Raw genomic sequence first — 17,210 nt, forward strand, 5'->3', positions numbered from 1 at the left:
GCCCCGCCCACCGCGCCCGCGCCAGCCGATGGCCCCGCCCACCGCGCCTGCGGCGGCCCGTCGTCTCGCCGGCTATGCCCGCGACAGCCCGCCGCGCCCGCCCATGACACCCGCGACTTCCCGGCGGCTGTGCCGGATTCGGGTGGTCCAAGCCCATTACGCCCCGGGAGCTTCTGGCGCTCGGGCCGGCCGTGGCTGCGGTCATTCGTGGTGATGGTGCTGGGCTCGGGTGGTCCGAGGCCGCTGCGCAGGCAGTGAAGTGGCGGTCGCCTCGGTCCCGGACCGCACGCGTCCGCCACGTTCGCGGTCAACCGCCAGGCAGTCGGCGCACCACCTGCTGTGCGATGGTCACGGCACGACGGCGTAGCTCCGGGGTCACCTTGCGGCCCTCGCCCGCCACCTCGACCTCGACGACCAGGTTGCTCACCCTGGTCCACAGCGTGATCCGGGTCGGCGAGCCGAAGATGGTATAGCCGCTCTCCTCCTGCGTGAACGCCGCCTCGCCCACCGCTCCCACGCGCTTGACCGGCGACACGGTCACGTCGGTGCGGGGCTCGTCGGAGGTGCCGACTCCGCCGGCAGCCTGCGCGGCGAGCAGCTCGAACAACTCCTTCGCCGCCGTGGGCCCCGGCGTCGTCCCCCGCGCGGGGACGTGGCGGACCCGGACCGTCACGTCATCGGACGTGCACTCCGGTCCCGCCTGGCCGGGCCGATCAGAGGGGTCGAGCAGGGGGCAGGCGTCGGGCGGGCCGGCGAACCGCCCGGCATTCGGATCGGGCTGCGGCTCCGGCGCGTCCAGCCTGGCCACGGTCCAGCGTGCGGCCTTGACGGCGTTGTCCCGCATCCGCTGATCCAGCGGTCCGCGCCGGATGTAATCGATGATCACCACCAGGTTGCTCGCGCGGTAGCCGACCCCGGTCTCGGCGGCGTCGTCCACCCGGCGGTCGAACGCGGTCGCGGCGTCGGCGAGACCCGGCACGTCACGAGGGCTGGTGGCGAAGGTGTCCGACCAGGACTTGAACACGTTCTCGGCGTCGGCGACCTGGGGGGAGTGCCGTACCTGGACCCGCAGCTCGTAACGGCTGCTGTCCGGGAGATAGGGGCCGTCCGGGCCCGTCCACGTGCAGACCCGCGCCTGCTCCTCCCCGCCCTCCTGGTGCCCGACCAGCAGCGGAACGAGCCCCGCCGCCTGCTCGGCGGTGATGAGCGCGCAAGGGCTGGGCGGTCGCGCGAACCGGGCCGGGCCCGACGCCTGCCCGGTGGCGGACGAAGACGCGGGCGTCTGCCCGATGACGGGCGTGGGCGCGGGTGTCTGCCGCGCGGGAAGACCTCCCGGAGCGCAGGCCGCGACCAGGAGGGTCATTCCCAGCAGCAGCCGGGTGAGGTCAGCCATCCGACCGCTCCGCTGCCACGGCGATCATACGGGCCGCCGCGGCCTCGTCCACCGAACTGCTGACCGCTGCCACGCGGCCGATCAGGTTGCCCAGCCGGAAGATCGCCACCCGCTCCTCGCCCGCGCTGGTGAACGCCTCGTCGCCGGACCCCGCCAGCGGCTGCCCGCCGGACTCGGTCCGCCACGCGGCGAACACCTCCGCCGCCTGCGCCGGCCCGTCTCCCGCCGGTCCGGGCCCGAACAGCCAGAACCGCACCTCGAGCTGGTCCGGCCAATGGCAGCCGCAGTTCTCGCGCGGCCACGGATCCCTGGTCACTCCGAGATCGCCGAGCTGGGCCTTGGTCAGCAGGCCACAACCGAGGGGCGGGCTGGTGAACGTGCCCTCCGGCGGGTCCGCGGGCGGGCTCTGCGGCGGCGGGCTCAGACGGTCGAGCGTCTTCGCCGCGGCCTTGGCCGCGCCGGCGGCCCGGTCGAGCAGCGTCCCCGCGCGCGAGCTGTTCTCCACCGCGACATGGTCCACTTCGAGGATGAGGTTCCCGACGCGGAAGACGACGAAGACCCGGTTCTCCCGCCTGGTCGCCTTGTCGACGTACGAGTAGGCGAACGCCTCCTCACCGATCCCGGCCAGCGGACGGGCGGTCGTGCTCGTCGCGCTGCGGCGGTGCTCGAAGTCGACGCCGATGTCGTTCGCGCTCCAGATGATCAGGCGGGACGGTCGCTGCCGGCCGTTGAGCAGGTAACGGAACGCGAGGTGTGCCTCCGCGGCGGTGTGGGTCCAGGGTTCCTCCGCCATGCCCGACTCGTGCGGGTAGGCCCGCACCGACAAACCCAACGCGACTCCCTTGCGCACCCACCGGCAGCCCATCGACTCCAGCCCGGCGTACTCACCCTTGGGCCGCCGGGCCTGCGGAACGACCTTGCCTGCGGCGTCCTCGGTCAGCAACGTGCACAGATCGACGGGGGAGGGGAAGCGCGGATCCTCCGCTGCGGCCATCGCCGGTGTGGCGGGCAAGCAGCAGGCGAGGAGCACACCGCAGGTGATCAGATATCTCCACATGGCGCGACAGGCTAACGAGATCGGATTTAGATCCGCTTTTCCGCAGCGTGGGGAGGTGCCGGAGGTCCGGGACCACCGTGGAGCCGCCGTTCGTGAAGGGCCGCCCGCCGATGTCCGGCTGTCGTTGACGGCCGGGCGGAGTGGTTGGGGGTGGTCGGCGCGAGAGGAGCAGGCCGTGTCGGTCGGGCGCTTGGGTGGTGCGCTGTGCGCCTGCCGTCGGTGCTGCCGGGTGCCGGGCGCGGTTCGGACGTCGTCGGGTGCCGCCCGTGTTCCCGGACGGATGCCGGTTCAGTTGCTGGAAAGTGCTCGCAGGACGAACTCCGACACCAGCTCCCCGGCCGACTCCGCCGTCACGTCACCCCTGATCAGCGGCAGCCGCTCGGCCCCGACGACCGCGAGGATCATCCGGGCCGCCGCCGGGATGTCGAGCGCCCGGAAGTCGCCCGCCTCGATGCCGCTCTCCAGGATCTCCACCAGGATCCGCTGCATGGGTGCCACGTGCTCGGCCAGCCGCTGGTAGGCGTCGGGCCCCAGCGTGGCACTGAGGTCGGCCGCCCCCGGGTGCGGGTGCGCGAGCAGCCCGGTGAGCTGCAGCCGGACGAACGCCCGCAGCCGGTCGGCGGGCGAGGCCCCTTCGGGCAACTCGTGCTCGTAGCTGTCGATGAAGTACTGGGTCACCTGCTCGGTGAAGGCCAGCAGCAGCGCCACCTTGTCGGGGAAGTAGTTGTACAGGACCGTACGGGTGATGCCGGCCTCGGCGGCCACGTCGGTCAGGGAGATGGCGTCGATGCCCTGCACCCTGGACAGACGTGCGACGGCCTGCAGGATCCGGTCACGCGTCTGGGCGCGATGCTCGCCGATCGTGGCGGCCGAGATGCGGGGCATACGCCCATGGTAGGCCGGGCCGGGGCCACCGGACCGAACTCTTTCCGGACCGCCCCTTGCCACCGGCCACCCATGGCCGCCCACACAGCCCAACCCGACCCTCGCACGCGGACGTCGGCGCAGGCCGGACCGCTCCCTCGCGTGTGGACCTCCGCGCAGCCCAGGCCGGTTCTCGCGCGCAGGCATCCGCGCAGTCCGAGGCGATCCTCGTGCGGGAGCGTGACCGGCCTCGGCAGGGCGGGGTCGGGCGCCCGGATGATCAGGCGGCGGTCTTGACCACGTGCTTCAGCTCCGCCAGCACCTCCGTGTTGAGCTGGTACGCCAGTCGCACTTCGCCGATCATCCGCTGCTGCTCGCCGTCGTCGAACTCCGAGCCCAGCCCGTCCAGCCGCGAGCGGTACTCGTTCTTGAACCGTGGCAGGCTGCCCAGCTCGTCGAAGATGTAGAAGTCGACGCCGCCGCCCTTCGTGTACCCGTAGATCTTCTGCAGCTCCATCCGGATGAACTGGCCGCCCGACAGGTCTCCCAGATAGCGGGTGTAGTGGTGGGCGACGTAGCCGCCCGGCCAGTCGGCCACCTGCTGGATGCGGGCCACGAGGGTGCGGGTGGACTTCGACGGTGTGATGCGGCTGCGCCAGCCGGACCCGTAGACGGTCGCGAGGTCGCGCTCCAGCGCGGGCTCGCGGTACAGCTCCGGGAAGACGAAGCGCCCGGCCACCGGGTGGTCGGCCAGCTCTCGCGACACGTCGTCGAGGGCGGCGTACGCGAAGTAGTGCTGGGCGACCATCTCGCCGTAGTCGTGCTCGCTCAGCCGGCCACTCATCAGTGCTGAGAGGTAGCCCTCCGACTCTGCCGACTGGTGGTCGGCCCAGGTGGCGTTGCGCAGGATTTCGGAGAACGGCGTGGTCACGGCCCACCTCTGCTCGTGCTGGCGTTTCATGACGAAGTGTCACAAACGTCGGCATCCGGCGTCAAGCTGATGACGACACCATGTCATCAAAGCCGGCCTCCTTCCTCCCGTACCCAGGAATCGCGTCGTCAAGAGCGGGCTGTCCGCGTGGGTGTCTCGCTCTCCAAGGTCACCTCGCTGTCGTGCCCGAGGGCGATCAGGGCCAGGTTGCTCAGCGAGATGCTGCCCGGCCGGTAGTAGTCGCTGTGGCCGCCCGCACCCGCCTCGAAACGGCGGGCCCCGTAGTCGCCGCTCATCGGGTCGGAGCCGAAGCCGAATGCGCCGAGCTTGATCTTGGGCACCAGCCTGACCCAGTCGTTGTCGCCGAGGCCCGCCCACACGCGCGCCCTGGTGGCCGGGACGGCCGGGCCCGCGCCGACACCGGGGCTGCCGATGAACGCCAGAGCGGCGACCGGTAAGCCCGGGGCCGCCTGGGCGCAGATGTAGGAGCCGTAGCTGTGGCAGAGCAGCGCGATGGGCGCGGCGGTACGGTGGCGCAGCGCGCTGACCGCGCGGCGCAGTTCGCGGGACCCGGCGACGGCCGCCTCGTCGGTGAGCACGTCGAAGCTCAGCGTGGGCGGTGAGTCGTAGCCCAGCCAGGCCACCACGGCCAGCCGTTCACCGGGCGCCAGCCGGGCCGCCTCCGCCACCAGGGCGCGCGCCGCACCTCCAGGGTTGCGGGTGCTGGATTCGAACGTGGCCACCGTGGTGTCGGCGCCGGGCACCACGACCGCCACCCGGTCGGCCGACGCCGGGTCGGCCCCGTACACCCGCACCAACCGCCCTGTGGGCGGGGCCGGCCACATGAGGAGCGCGCCGAGCGCCACGGCGCTCGCGACGGCCAGGTATCTGAGCATGTAGCGACGTTATGGAGAAGGGGGTGTGGCGCGCGTCACCGCTGAGTTTGAACCTTGACGTCATACCGGAGGGTGAGACGGGTCACGCGACCGTCCCGCCGTCCGGGTGACTCCGACCAGCACGCAAGCAACCTGCCGGACCGACCCTGCCCGTCGGTGGTTGTCGTGGGACGACGCCGCGCCAGGTCACGACGGAGCGCTCGTAGTGTGCCGGGGCGACGACGCGCGAGGCCGCGACGTTGTGTCGGCGTTTGTGTGAGCGTGCCGTGGGTGAGGGCCCGGTGTGGCACCGGTGGTCGTCGCGGGGACGAGGACGCCTGCGGGCACGATGGCGCGCCGGGACTACGTCGTGGAAGGTGACGACGTCGTGGAAGGTGACTACGTCGCGTGGGGGCGCGACGTCGGTCAGCGGTCGTTCGACGGGAGCTGGGCGGCGGCGCGGTCCGCGAAGTGGCAGGCGGCGAAGTGCTCGCCGACCGCCTCCAGGACGGGCTCCTCCTGCGAGCACCGTTCGGCGGCCTTCCAGCAGCGGGTGTGGAACCGGCAGCCGGGCGGCGGCGCCACCGGGCTCGGCGGGTCCCCCGCCAGCATGATGCGCGAGCGCCCGCGCAGCGCGGGCTTCGGCACCGGAGCCGCCGACAGCAGCGCCTTGGTGTACGGATGCGCCGGCGCCTGGTACACCTCGGCCGCCGGCCCCGTCTCGGCCACCCGTCCGAGGTACATCACCGCCACCCGGTGCGAGACGTGCCGGACCACGGCCAGGTCGTGCGCGATGAACACCAGCGCCACCCCGAGCGTGCGCTGCAGTTCCGCGAACAGGTTGACCACCTGGGCCTGCACCGACATGTCCAGCGCCGAGACCGGCTCGTCGCACACGATCACGTCGGGGTCGGTGGCCAGCGCCCTGGCGATGCCGATGCGCTGCCGCTGGCCGCCGGAGAACTCGTGCGGGAAGCGGTTCATCCGGTCGGGGGACAGGCCCACCAGCGACAGCAGTTCGCCGACGCGGTCGCGCATGGCACGGGCGTCCGGTGACAGCCGGTGCACGCGCAGCGGCTCGGCCACGATGTCGTGCACGGTCATGCGCGGGTTGAGCGAGGTGAGCGGGTCCTGGAAGACCATCTGGACGCGCCGCCTGATGTCGCGCGGCACGCCCGCCCGGGTGAAGAACGGCTTGCCCTGGAAGGTGACCTCGCCCTGGTCGGGGCGTTCGAGCCCGACGAGCATCCGGGCCAGGGTGGACTTGCCGCAGCCGGACTCGCCGACGATGCCGAGCGTCTCCCCGGCGTGCAGCTCCAGGTCCACGCCGGCCACGGCCCGTACGCCGCCGCCCCTGGACAGCAGCCCGCTGCGGTAGGTCTTGTGCAGGTCCGTGGCCCGCAGCACGGGATCAGGCATTCAGCATCTCCTCGGAGTGGTGGCAGGCGGTGTGCCGGCCGGTTCCGGCGGGCAGCAGCGTCAGCGGCGGGCGCGTGGTCGTGCACACCTCGCTCGCGCGCTCGCAGCGCGGCGCGAACGAGCACCCGGGCGGCACCTCGGACGGGCTGGGCGGCGCGCCGGGGATGGCGCGCAGCTCGGAGGCGGGGCTGTCCAGGTCGGGGATGGCCGCGAGCAGCGCGGCGGTGTACGGGTGCGCGGGCAGGTCGTACAGCTCGTCGACCTGTCCGCTCTCCACGATGCGCCCGGCGTACATGACCGACACCCGGTCGCTGACCTCGGCCGCCACGCCCAGGTCGTGCGTGATCAGCAGCACGGCGGTGCCGAGTTCCTGCCGCAGCCGGTCGATGAGCTCCAGGATCTGCGCCTGCACGGTGACGTCGAGCGCGGTGGTCGGCTCGTCGGCGATGATCAGGTCCGGCTCCAGCGCCACGGCCATGGCGACGAGGATGCGCTGCCGCATGCCGCCGGAGAACTGGTGCGGGTAGTCGTCGATCCGCTTGGCGGGGGCGGGGATGCCGACCAGGTTCAGCATCTCGATCGAGCGCTCGCGGGCCTGCCTGCGCGACAGCCGCTGGTGCACCCGGTACAGCTCACCGATCTGGTCGCCGATACTGAGTACGGGGTTGAGCGCCGAGAGGGCGTCCTGGAAGACGAGCGTCATCGCGCTGCCGCGCAGCGCGCGCCGTTCGTCGGGCGCCATGGTGAGCAGGTCGCGCCCGCCGAGCCGGGCCGTCTCGCAGCGCACCCGGACGTTCGGCTGGTCGAGCAGTCCCATCACGGCCTTGGCGGTGACGGACTTGCCGGAGCCGGACTCGCCGAGCAGCGCGAGCGTCTGCCCGCGTTCGATGGTCAGGTCCACCCCGCGCACGGCCGGGACCTCGCGTCCGTGGGCGGTGAACGTGACGTGCAGGTCGCGGATCTCAAGGACCGGTGGTTCGCTCACCGCACCCCCTTCTTCATGCGTGACGAAACTTCGCGTTAACAAAGCCTATGTTGCCGGAAAGCAACTTCAATATTGTCTTTCGCGCCCGATCCTGGCAAACTTCCCGCAATTGGACAAGAGGGGTTACCAGATGCTGGAAGCAGCGAAGAGCTACAAGGGCTACCGTTCGTACGAGTACCTGGAGGAGGGCGTCGACTACCGCCGGTTCGACCTGGCGCCGGAACTCGGCCGCGTCCCGGCCTACCAGGGGCCCGAGCTCACCACCGAGCAGCGCGAGCGCGTCCGCCGCCTGCTCGTCGACAGCCTGGTCGTCTCCCTGCACGACCACCCGTCGGTCTTCCCTGACGACATCCGCCAGACGGTGGACTACAACCGCACCGCCCGCCACCACACCGGCTACGAGGGCCTGGCCCGCTCCGGCATGACGGTCGTCTTCGACAACCTCATGGACGGCACCTGCTGCATCACCAGCCAGGCCGGCTGGAAGTGGAACGACGTGGTCGCCGACATCGGCATGCGCCTGTCGGACATCGCCCACCAGGACTACCTGATCAAGGTCGAGCGGCTGGCCCACGTCCGGGAGGCGCACGAGAGCGGTCGCATCGGCCTCGTGCTCGCCCTCGAGGCGGCCACGATGATCGAGAACGAGGTCGACCGGATCGACATGCTGTACGGCTTCGGCGTACGGCAGATGGGCATCGCCTACAGCGAGGCCAACACGCTCGGCAGCGGCCTGAAGGAGCGCGGCGACGGCGGGCTGACCCTGTTCGGCGAGAAGGCCGTGCGCCGCATGAACAAGCTGGGCATCGCCATCGACGTCTCCCACTCCGGCGACCAGACCTCGCTCGACACGATCCGGCACTCCACCAAGCCGATCCTCATCACCCACGCCGGCGCCCGCACCGTCTGGCCGACGAACCGGATGAAGCCGGACTCCGTCATCAAGGCCGCGGCCGAGCGCGGCGGCGTGATCGGCCTGGAGGCGGCCCCGCACACCACGCTCTCGCCCGAGCACCCCAGGCACAGCCTGGAGTCGGTGATGGACCACTTCACGTACTGCGTGGACCTGGTCGGCATCGACCACGTGGCCTTCGGCCCCGACACGCTGTTCGGCGACCACGTGGGACTGCACGACACCTTCGCCGAGCACCTGTCGCTAAACGAGGCGCACGCCGGCGTCGGCTACGAGAAGGTCGCGTACGTGGACGGCCTGGAGAACCCGGCCGAGTGCTTCTGGAACATCATCGCCTGGCTCGTCGCCCACGACTACTCGGACGACGAGATCACCAAGGTCGTCGGCGGCAACGTCATGCGCGTGCTGGAAGAGGTCTGGATCTGATGAGACGTGCAATCGCCTTCGCCGCGCTGGCCGCGGCCCTCGCCGCGTGCGCGCCCAGCGTGCCCGGCTCCTCCGGGTCCTCCGGCTCGTCGAGCTCCCAGGCCCCGGCCTCCGCTGACCGGCTGACCATCGGCACGACCGCCGACGTGGTCAACTTCAACCCGCTGGTCGGCAACAGCCGTACGGACTCGTGGGTCACCAACCTCATGTACCCGCACCTGACCCAGATGGACGCCACCGGCAAGCGCGTGCCGTACCTGGCCACCGAGTGGTCCTACTCCGAGGACGGCAAGACCGCCACGGCCAAGCTGCGCGACGACATGAAGTGGTCCGACGGCAAGCCCGTCACCGCCGACGACGTGGTGTTCTCGGTGTCGGCCGTGCAGAAGGAGAAGTTCGGCGTGGTCGCCGGGCTCATCACGGCCCTCGACAAGGCCGAGGCCGTCTCGCCGACCGAGGTGCGCTTCAACCTGACCCGCCCCGACGGGACGTTCCTGGACAACGTCGGCTTCTGGCTGCCGATCGTGCCCAAGCACGTCTTCGAGAAGGCGCCGAGCGTGCAGAAGTTCGCCAACGACGCGAACTGGGTCAGCGCCGGACCGTTCAAACTGACCAAGGTCGAGCGCGGCCAGCGCTACATCATGGAGCGCGTGGACGACTTCGGCCCCGGCACGCCGGCCGTCAAGGAGGTCGTCTTCCGCGTCTTCCCCGACGTGAACACCGAGGTCCTGGCGCTGCGCAACGGCGAGATCGACGTGATCGGCAACGTGCTGCCGCCCGCGACCGCCACCGACCTGAAGAACGACACCAGTGTCAAGCTCCAGGAGATCCCGTCGCTCGGCTGGGCGCACCTGCAGTACAACACCAAGCGCAAGCCGATGGACGACGTACGCGTCCGGCAGGCGCTGGCCCACGCCGTGGACTACGAGGCCATCAGGAACATCGCGCTCAAGGGCTTCGCCAAGTCCTCCAACTCCAGCGTGCTGACGCCGTCGCTGCCCCAGTGGACCGACCCGGCCGCCAAGGAGTACGCCTTCGACCCGGAGCAGTCCAAGAAGCTGCTGACCGAGGCCGGGGTGGCGAACCTCAGCCTGAACATGATCTACGACCAGGCCGACCCCAACATCGCCCGCTGGGCTCCCATGGTCCGCGACTCGGCGAAGAAGGCCGGGATCACGATCAAGCTCCAGGGCCTTGAGCGCAACACGTACCTGGACAAGACCGCCAAGCGTGACTTCGACATCTACGCCGGCTCGTGGGCGGTCATGGACAACCCGCCCGCCAACCTCGGGCTGGCCTTCAAGTCCGGCGGGTTCATCAACTACGCCCAGGTCAGCGACCCCAAGCTGGACGACCTCATCGACAAGGCGCAGCAGTCGCTGACCGTCGAGGACGCCAAGGCGCCGATCCAGGAGGCCGCCCGGCTCATCAGTGACCAGGTCTACGACAACGTGCTGTACGTCGAGACGTTCAACGTGGCTCACTCCGCCAAGTGGACCGGGTTCCAGCCGATGCCCAGCGAACTGCTGTCCATCCTGAACCCGCTCTCCCTCGCCTCGGCGAAGCCGGCGGGCTCATAGCCATGCGCTTCATCGGCCTACGGCTGGCCCGCGGCCTGCTCACCCTGTGGTTCGCGGTCACGGTGACGTTCTTCCTGGTCCGCCTGCTTCCGGGCGACCCGGTGCTGGCCGTGGCCGACCCGAACATGACCGAGGAGCTGCGCCTGAAGCTGCTCGCCGACTTCGGCCTGGACCGGCCGCTGGGCGTGCAGTACATCGACTATCTGGGCCAGCTCCTGCAGGGCAACCTCGGCATGTCCTTCCGCCAGTCGATCCCCGTGACGACCGTGCTCATGGACCGGCTGCCGTGGACGCTGATCCTGACGGCCTCGGCCATGGTGGTGACGATCCTGCTGGGCATCCCGCTCGGCGTGCTCGCCGCCACCAAGGCCAAGGGCTGGGTGGACCGGGTCATCCAGCTCACGGGCGTCACCGCGCAGTCGCTGTTCGTGCCGAGCGTCGGCATCTTCCTCATGTACGTGATGGGGGTGTGGCTCGGCTGGTTCCCCATCGGCGGCGCGGTCGACCTCGACGCCACCGGCTTCGCCGCGACGCTCAGCATGCTGCACCACCTGGTGCTGCCGTGCCTGTCGCTGGTGCTCATCCAGCTCGGCGGCTACGTGCTGACCATGCGGACCACGCTCATCGACGCGCTCGGCGAGGACTACGTCTCGCTGGCCAAGTCGAAGGGCGTGCGCCCCGGCACGGTCGTGTGGAAGCACGCCCTGCGCAACGCCCTGCTGCCGACCACCACGATCGCCGGGCTGCAACTCGGCACGCTGGTCGGCGGCGCGGTGCTGACCGAGACGATCTACGCCTACCCGGGCATCGGGCGGGCCATCTACGAGGCGGTCGGCCAGCTCGACTTCCCCGTCCTGCAGGGCGCGTTCGTGCTGCTCGCCGCCGCCGTCGTGGTCGCCAACCTGATCACCGACGTGGCGTACGGAATCCTCGACCCCAGGGTGCGCACCTCATGACAGCGGTAGCAGTTGACCTCACCCCGAGGCAGCGGACGTGGACCTCCTTCCGCCGCAACCCTCTCGGCGTGGGCAGCGCGATCGTGCTGATCCTGCTGGCGCTGACGGCGATCTGCGCGCCGCTCATCGCGCCCTTCCCCGAGGGGTACGGCGCCGACACCTCCCAGCCGCCCTCGGCGGCCCACTGGTTCGGCACCGACGACATCGGGCAGGACGTGTTCGCCCAGGTCGTCTGGGGCACCCGGGTGAGCATGGCGGTCGGCGTCAGCGCCTCCGTGCTGGCCATCGTCATCGGCCTGCTCATCGGCGTCAGCGCCGCCTACTTCCGCCGCCTCGACACGCCGCTCGGCGTGCTGGTGGACCTGTCGCTGTCGCTGCCCGTGCTGCCGCTGATGATCCTCGTCGCCGCGCTGGCCGGGCCCAGCGTGCGCACGCTCGCCGTGGTGATCGCCCTGTTCAGCTGGCCCGAGGTGGCCCGCGTGGTGCGCTCGCAGGCGATGGCGATCGTGCCCATGCCGTTCGTGTCGGCGGCCAAGGTCGTCGGCGGCTCGTCCTTGTGGATCGTGCGCAAGCACCTGCTGCCCGGCGTGATCCCCGTCGTCGGCGTGTCGGTGGTGCTCACCACCTCCCGCGCCGTGCTGGCCGAGGCCGGGCTGTCCTTCCTCGGCCTGGGCGACCCCAATAGCTGGTCCTGGGGGACGATCCTGCACAAGGCGCAGCAGTCCGGCGCCCTGGCCTCCGCCTGGTGGACCACGCTGTTCCCGTCGCTCGCGATCCTGCTGCTGGTCCTGTCCACGACGCTGCTCTCCGTCGCCTACAACGACGCCCGCAACCACAGGAACGGTTCATGACCTTCTCCCAGAGGCTGCCCGACGACTTCTACTCCGGCACGCTCGACCTGGTACGCGCTGAGATGTCCGCGCAAGGACTGTCGGCGCTGCTGCTCGACGACCCGCTCGACGTCGCCTACCTCACCGGGTTCCACCACTTCCCGAACGAGCGGCCGGTCGCCTGCTGGCTGCCGATCGACGACGACCCCGTGCTGCTCGTGCCCGACCTGGAGCGTGAGTACGCCGCCGACCAGGGCGTGCGCGCCGAGATCCACGCCTACCCCGAGTTCCCCGGGGCCGTCCCGCCGTTCGCGGTGCTCGCCGGGCACGTGCGTGTCCCCGGGACGGCCGCGTACGCGCCCTCCACCAGCGTCGCCCGCGCGACCGCGCTGGCCGAGGCGTTCCCCGCCACCCGCTGGAGCGCCGGCGACGCGGTCGGCCGCACGCGGCTGCGCAAGCGGCCCGAGGAGATCGTGCTGCACGAGGAGGCCGCCCGCATCGCCGACGAGATGATCGCGGCCGGCGTCGAGCTGGTCCGGTCGGCCGTCGAGGGCGGCGGCGAACTGCCCACCGAGAACGAGCTGGCCGCGCACGTCATCGCGCACGGTTCCCGCCTCATGTACGCCAGGCACGAGGACGTCGTCGTGGTGCCCATGCTCACCGGCGGACTGGTCTACGGCGGCCCCAACTCCGCCCAGCCCCACCGCCTGCCCGGCGGCGACCGGCTCAAGGCGGGGGAGACGTTCATGCTCTCGCTCGGCTGCGCGGTCGGCGGCCGGTTCGTCGAGAGCGAGCGCACGTTCGTCATCGGCGAGCCCACCAGCCGGCAGGCCCGCTACTACGAGGTCGTCCGCGAGGCGCAGGAGGTCGGCACCGAGGCGCTCGTCCCCGGCACCACCTGCGAGGAGGCCAACCGGCGCTGCCTGGCCGTGATCGAGGCGGCCGGGTTCGGCGAGCACCTGCGCCACCGGCAGGGCCACGGCATCGGGCTCGGCTTCCACGAGCCGCCCTGGCTGTCGGACGGCGACCCGACCGAGCTGGCGCCCGGCATGATCCTGTCCAGCGAGCCCGGCGTGTACGTGCCGGGGCACGCCGGATACCGCATCTCCGACACCGTCCTGGTCACCGAGACGGGGCCGCGCCGGCTCACCGCGTACCCGCGCGAGCTCACCGACGTGATCATCTGAACTAGGGGGACTTTTCTTGTTCGTCACCATCAACGGCAACCAGCTCAACGTCGAGATCCTCGGCGACGGCGACGAGACGATCATCGCCCATCACGGCGCCCCGGGCCTCGGCTCGCTCTCCGAGCCCAGGGCCAGCTTCGGCCGGCTCGCCGACACGTACCGGGTGGTCGTCTTCGACGCCAGAGGCTCCGGGAACAGCGGCCAGAGCGGCCCCTTCACCCACGAGCAGTGGGTGGCCGACGTCGAGGGGCTGCGCGAGTGGCTCGGGGCCGAGCGGGTGGTCATCGCCGGCGGCTCGTACGGCGGCTTCATCGCCATGGAGTACGCCGTCCGCCACCCCGACCGCGTCTCCGCGGTCGTGCTGCGCGACACCTCGGCCGACAACGCCAACCAGGAACTGGCCGTCCGCAACGCCGCCGCCTCCTCCCGCGTCACCATCGACCGGGACAAGCTCGACCGGATCATGGCCGGCACCGTGCGCGACGACGACGACCTGCGCGACTGCTGGCGCGAGATCCTCCCGCTGTACGACCACGACTACGACCCGGCGGCCGTGGAGCGGCGGGTGGCCGCCACCCCCTACCACTACGAGACGCACAACTACGCCTTCGCCGTCAACCAGCCGAACTACGACATCAAGCATCTCCTGCCCGGCATCACCGCTCCGACGCTCGTGACCGTCGGACGGCACGACTGGATCACCCCCGTCGAGTGCAGCCAGACCATCGCCGGCCTGATCCCCCGCGCTGAACTGCGCGTCTTCGAGAAGTCCGGGCACTCGCCGCAGGTCGAAGAGGCCGAGCTGTGGGAGGCCACCGTACGGGGGTTCCTCAGCCAGGCCCTCGGCGAGGTGCGCGAACGGCCTTGAACGCGCGATGATGCCCCCAATGGAAGATCTTGACGAACTTGACCGAAAAATCCTCGCCGCCCTGCACCTGAACGGCAGGGCGAGCTGGACCGACATCGCCCAGTTGCTCGGCATCTCCACCACCACGGTGGCGCGACGCGCGCAGCACCTGTTCGGTGCCGGCCTGGTACGGGTGGCGGTGCTGCCGCACCTGGAGCACGACGGCCCCGTCCACGTGTTCCTCGTGCGGCTGACCTGCGCGCCCGGCAGCCAGCTCCGGGTCGCGGGGCTGCTCGCGAGGAATCCCGACGTCCGTTACGTCGCCATCGTCACCGGCGGCTACGACATCGTGTTCGAGCTGGTCGCCCCCAAGGATCGCGACCTGTTCTCCATCCTGGTCCACTTCGTTCAGACCATCCCAGGGGCCCAGCAGAGCCACGCCGACCTGGTGCTGCACACCTACAAGGTGAGCTACGACTGGAGCCTGCCGATCCTGGGGGAGCAGGCGGGCGGGTTCGCGCTGGACCGGCCCGTGCACACCTGCGAACGCGGGCACCTCGACGACGTGGACCGCGAGGTGCTCGCCGCGCTGCGCGACGACGGACGGGCCAGCTTCCACTCCGTCGGCCGCCGCCTCGGCATCAGCGAGAGCACGGCCAGGCGGCGGCTGGAGAACATGCTGGAGCGCGGCTGCGCCGCCGTCACCACGTTCATCCCGGCCGCCGCGCTCGGCTACGAGGCCGAGGTGCTGCTGTGGCTGTCGGTCGAGCCGACCCGGCAGGACAGCGCGGCCGAACGGCTGTCGAGCGAGCGCGGCGTCCGCATGATCGCCTCCGTGCTGGGGCAGGCGTCGCTCACCTGCGAGGTGATCGTGCCCACCACGGCCGACCTGCACCGCTTCACCTCCAGCACGCTCGCCTCGGTGCCGGGCGTGCAGTCGTGGACGGCCGGCGTGCAGGTGCTGACCGTCAAGCGCGGCTTCCTCATGGTGCCGTGGGCCGAGGACCGGATCGCGGAGGCCCTGGCCGAGCAGTGACCCCGACCGGCGGGCCGCTTCCGCTGCGGCGGGGCGGCCCTAGCGGGTGTACCGGTGCTTGGCCCCCGGCGGGAAGTACTCCGGGTCACCCGCCGCGCGCAGCCTGATGAACGGCGCCTGCTGCGGTGCCGGCACGTACGCGGCGAACTCGCTGTTCAGCCGCCGGAGCTGGGCGAGGATGGACGCGCCCACCGCCTGGGCGACCTCCTCGGACGGCTTCTCGCCGGGCGCCAGTTCCACCGTCACGGTCAGGTGGCGGTCGCGGCGCTCGTCCTCGACCGCCTCCAGGACGAACTTCCCCGTCACCGCCCCGCTCACCTCCGGCTGCTCCAGGCCGACCGCGATGTTCTCCGGGTAGACGTTCGCGCCGTAGTAGGACACGGTGTGGTGGCTGCGGCCGAACACGTACACGAAGGGGCGCTCGGGGCCGGTCGCGTCCGGCTCGAAGCCGTGGCGGCGCACGAAGTCCAGCATTTCGCCGTACGCGATGAGACCGCCCTCGTCGGCGATGTGATAACGGATGAGCGGGACGCCGTTGTCGCCCGAGAAGAGCAGCGTGCCCTGGTGCGTCTCGAAGAACCGCACACCGGGGTCGTACTGGAGCAGGGTCGGCAGCCGGGACTCGCCGAACAACCGCCTGGCCGTCTCGGGGCGGCCCGACAGGAAACGGCGGATCTCGACCGACAGCGGGGTCTCGTTGCCCAGGACGCCCGCGTCGGCGGTGCCGTACAGGGAGGCGATGCCGCGTACCGGGTCGGCGATCCCGGCCCGTTCGGCGACCAGCGCGCGCCACTCCTCGCTGAACACCTCGCCCGCCGTCACCAGCTTGACGTCCCAGTCGGCCCAGGGCAGGTCCTCGGTGTCGATGACGTTCTTCAGGAACGGCGGATAGCCGAGCAGCACGACCTGGTCGAAGTGCGGCGCCAGTTCGGGGAGCACGCGGGCGATCTCCCGCCGGTCGGTGCCGGGGGCGACCACGGTGATCGGGTAGCCGCGTTCGGCCAGGTGACGGCAGCAGCTCACGGTGAACAGGCCGCCCACCCAGGTGCCGAGGGCGAAGCAGACCACGGCGAGCGTGCGGCGTTCGCGGGCGGCGAAGGAGTCCCTGAACACCTCCTCGAAGCGTTCGGCGATCAACCGCTCGTCGGACGCCGATCGCGGCCAGAACGACGGCACGCCCGTGGACCCCGAGGAGACGGCGATCATGTCCCCGATCACGCCGTCCCTGCACAGGTCGGGGAGGGGGTGACGGCGGGTGTAGTTGTCCTTCGTGGTCATGGGGAGCTGCGCGAAGTCCGCCGGTGTCACGATTTTCCCGGCATCGACGCCGTGCTCCGCGAGGAACCTGCCGTAGGCGGGAACGGTGGCCACCACCTGATGGAAGAGCTCAACCGGGTCCATTGGCCGACTGTACGACGCGAGGCGGGGGAGCGGAACGTCCGGCGCGATCATGGACTGTAACGAAGCGGCCGCCGAAAGTGATGTCCCGGATGAACTCACCGGGGGGTGACTTGACACATGACGATCGCCGGTCGGCCGCTGCGCCTCATGGGAGCCGTCCTGGCCGGGGCGGCGGTGCTCGTCCTGGCCGCCTGCGACGACGACCCGCCCGCCGGCCAGGAAACCTCGCACTCCGCGCACGAGGGAACGCCGACCGCCCCGGACCGCACGCCGATGCGGACCCCGACCCGGACAGGCGGGCACCGGACACCGCCGCCGAACTGCCCGACCGGCGGCGGGGATCTGGTCGGCGCCGCCTGCCCCAGCTTCGTCAACTCGGCGATCACGACCAGCGGCGGCATCACCGGCCCGCCACAGGCGACCACCGTGCCGGGCAGCCCCACACCGGCCCCACCGACCGTCGATCCCTCCACCCCGCCCTCGTCCCAATCGATCACCACATCCCAGTCC

Annotated in this window: 15 protein-coding genes and 1 pseudogene; 8 read left to right on the forward strand and 8 right to left on the reverse strand. The window is 71.0% G+C overall.

Going from position 1 to position 17,210, the window contains the following annotated elements:
* Nucleotides 1-307: 307 nt before the first annotated feature.
* The 7 genes from FAF44_RS43925 to FAF44_RS43955 form a co-directional block, all read right to left on the reverse strand.
* Nucleotides 308-1,393: a DUF3558 domain-containing protein gene (locus FAF44_RS43925; RefSeq protein ID WP_237109350.1), complete on the reverse strand. Its 1,086-nt coding sequence runs from the start codon at nt 1,391-1,393 to the stop codon at nt 308-310.
* Nucleotides 1,386-2,450 carry a hypothetical protein gene (locus tag FAF44_RS43930; RefSeq protein WP_237109351.1) on the reverse strand — a complete coding sequence of 355 codons (1,065 nt, stop codon included), beginning with the start codon at nt 2,448-2,450 and terminating at the stop codon, nt 1,386-1,388. The genes FAF44_RS43925 and FAF44_RS43930 overlap by 8 nt, the downstream gene beginning before the upstream one ends.
* Before the next feature lie 288 nt (nt 2,451-2,738).
* On the reverse strand, nt 2,739-3,335 hold the full coding sequence (locus FAF44_RS43935; RefSeq protein ID WP_237109352.1) for a TetR/AcrR family transcriptional regulator: 597 nt from the start codon (nt 3,333-3,335) through the stop codon (nt 2,739-2,741).
* Nucleotides 3,336-3,594: 259 nt separating this feature from the next.
* Nucleotides 3,595-4,275, reverse strand: coding sequence for a heme oxygenase (biliverdin-producing) (locus tag FAF44_RS43940; protein WP_237109353.1), 681 nt, complete (start codon nt 4,273-4,275; stop codon nt 3,595-3,597).
* A gap of 98 nt (nt 4,276-4,373) precedes the next feature.
* Entirely contained in the window at nt 4,374-5,141 is a 768-nt protein-coding gene (locus tag FAF44_RS43945) for an alpha/beta hydrolase (RefSeq protein WP_237109354.1), read from the reverse strand.
* Between the two features lie 405 nt (nt 5,142-5,546).
* Nucleotides 5,547-6,539, reverse strand: coding sequence for an ABC transporter ATP-binding protein (locus FAF44_RS43950; protein ID WP_237109355.1), 993 nt, complete (start codon nt 6,537-6,539; stop codon nt 5,547-5,549).
* A complete protein-coding gene (locus tag FAF44_RS43955; RefSeq protein ID WP_237109356.1) occupies nt 6,532-7,524 on the reverse strand; it encodes an ABC transporter ATP-binding protein in 993 nt (330 codons plus the stop codon). Before FAF44_RS43955 ends, FAF44_RS43950 begins: the two co-directional genes overlap by 8 nt.
* A gap of 130 nt (nt 7,525-7,654) precedes the next feature.
* Between FAF44_RS43955 and FAF44_RS43960 the strand changes: the two genes are divergently transcribed.
* The 7 genes from FAF44_RS43960 to FAF44_RS43990 are packed head-to-tail and all read left to right on the forward strand — an operon-like array spanning nt 7,655 to nt 15,299.
* Entirely contained in the window at nt 7,655-8,863 is a 1,209-nt protein-coding gene (locus tag FAF44_RS43960) for a dipeptidase (RefSeq protein ID WP_237109357.1), read from the forward strand.
* The gene (locus FAF44_RS43965) at nt 8,863-10,443 is read left to right on the forward strand and encodes an ABC transporter substrate-binding protein (protein WP_237109358.1); all 1,581 of its coding nucleotides are present in this window, start codon (nt 8,863-8,865) and stop codon (nt 10,441-10,443) included. Before FAF44_RS43960 ends, FAF44_RS43965 begins: the two co-directional genes overlap by 1 nt.
* Nucleotides 10,444-10,445: 2 nt before the next feature.
* On the forward strand, nt 10,446-11,399 hold the full coding sequence (locus tag FAF44_RS43970) for an ABC transporter permease (protein WP_237109359.1): 954 nt from the start codon (nt 10,446-10,448) through the stop codon (nt 11,397-11,399).
* A complete protein-coding gene (locus tag FAF44_RS43975) occupies nt 11,396-12,250 on the forward strand; it encodes an ABC transporter permease (RefSeq protein ID WP_237109360.1) in 855 nt (284 codons plus the stop codon). Before FAF44_RS43970 ends, FAF44_RS43975 begins: the two co-directional genes overlap by 4 nt.
* Complete coding sequence (locus tag FAF44_RS43980) at nt 12,247-13,416, forward strand: Xaa-Pro peptidase family protein (RefSeq protein WP_237109361.1); 1,170 nt, start codon at nt 12,247-12,249, stop codon at nt 13,414-13,416. The genes FAF44_RS43975 and FAF44_RS43980 overlap by 4 nt, the downstream gene beginning before the upstream one ends.
* 16 nt (nt 13,417-13,432) lie before the next feature.
* A complete protein-coding gene (locus tag FAF44_RS43985) occupies nt 13,433-14,284 on the forward strand; it encodes an alpha/beta fold hydrolase (protein ID WP_237109362.1) in 852 nt (283 codons plus the stop codon).
* Between the two features lie 19 nt (nt 14,285-14,303).
* The gene (locus FAF44_RS43990; RefSeq protein WP_237109363.1) at nt 14,304-15,299 is read left to right on the forward strand and encodes an Lrp/AsnC family transcriptional regulator; all 996 of its coding nucleotides are present in this window, start codon (nt 14,304-14,306) and stop codon (nt 15,297-15,299) included.
* 39 nt (nt 15,300-15,338) lie between these two features.
* Here FAF44_RS43990 and FAF44_RS43995 read toward each other — a convergent pair whose 3' ends face one another.
* Nucleotides 15,339-16,700 carry a phenylacetate--CoA ligase family protein gene (locus FAF44_RS43995; RefSeq protein ID WP_237109364.1) on the reverse strand — a complete coding sequence of 454 codons (1,362 nt, stop codon included), beginning with the start codon at nt 16,698-16,700 and terminating at the stop codon, nt 15,339-15,341.
* Between the two features lie 117 nt (nt 16,701-16,817).
* Between FAF44_RS43995 and FAF44_RS44000 the strand changes: the two are divergent.
* A pseudogene (locus FAF44_RS44000) lies at nt 16,818-17,210 on the forward strand (hypothetical protein); the annotation flags it as partial.

It is taken from the genome of Nonomuraea sp. MG754425 (assembly GCF_021699195.1).
Taxonomy (GTDB): Bacteria; Actinomycetota; Actinomycetes; order Streptosporangiales; family Streptosporangiaceae; genus Nonomuraea.

Bases quoted from the DNA above. Each gene is read 5' to 3' on its own strand.
- FAF44_RS43925 (WP_237109350.1), bottom strand. From the start codon at position 1,393: ATGGCTGACCTCACCCGGCTGCTGCTGGGAATGACCCTCCTGGTCGCG.
- FAF44_RS43930 (WP_237109351.1), bottom strand. From the start codon at position 2,450: ATGTGGAGATATCTGATCACCTGCGGTGTGCTCCTCGCCTGCTGCTTG.
- FAF44_RS43935 (WP_237109352.1), bottom strand. From the start codon at position 3,335: ATGCCCCGCATCTCGGCCGCCACGATCGGCGAGCATCGCGCCCAGACG.
- FAF44_RS43940 (WP_237109353.1), bottom strand. From the start codon at position 4,275: ATGAAACGCCAGCACGAGCAGAGGTGGGCCGTGACCACGCCGTTCTCC.
- FAF44_RS43945 (WP_237109354.1), bottom strand. From the start codon at position 5,141: ATGCTCAGATACCTGGCCGTCGCGAGCGCCGTGGCGCTCGGCGCGCTC.
- FAF44_RS43950 (WP_237109355.1), bottom strand. From the start codon at position 6,539: ATGCCTGATCCCGTGCTGCGGGCCACGGACCTGCACAAGACCTACCGC.
- FAF44_RS43960 (WP_237109357.1), top strand. From the start codon at position 7,655: ATGCTGGAAGCAGCGAAGAGCTACAAGGGCTACCGTTCGTACGAGTAC.
- FAF44_RS43965 (WP_237109358.1), top strand. From the start codon at position 8,863: ATGAGACGTGCAATCGCCTTCGCCGCGCTGGCCGCGGCCCTCGCCGCG.
- FAF44_RS43970 (WP_237109359.1), top strand. From the start codon at position 10,446: ATGCGCTTCATCGGCCTACGGCTGGCCCGCGGCCTGCTCACCCTGTGG.
- FAF44_RS43975 (WP_237109360.1), top strand. From the start codon at position 11,396: ATGACAGCGGTAGCAGTTGACCTCACCCCGAGGCAGCGGACGTGGACC.
- FAF44_RS43980 (WP_237109361.1), top strand. From the start codon at position 12,247: ATGACCTTCTCCCAGAGGCTGCCCGACGACTTCTACTCCGGCACGCTC.
- FAF44_RS43990 (WP_237109363.1), top strand. From the start codon at position 14,304: ATGGAAGATCTTGACGAACTTGACCGAAAAATCCTCGCCGCCCTGCAC.
- FAF44_RS43995 (WP_237109364.1), bottom strand. From the start codon at position 16,700: ATGGACCCGGTTGAGCTCTTCCATCAGGTGGTGGCCACCGTTCCCGCC.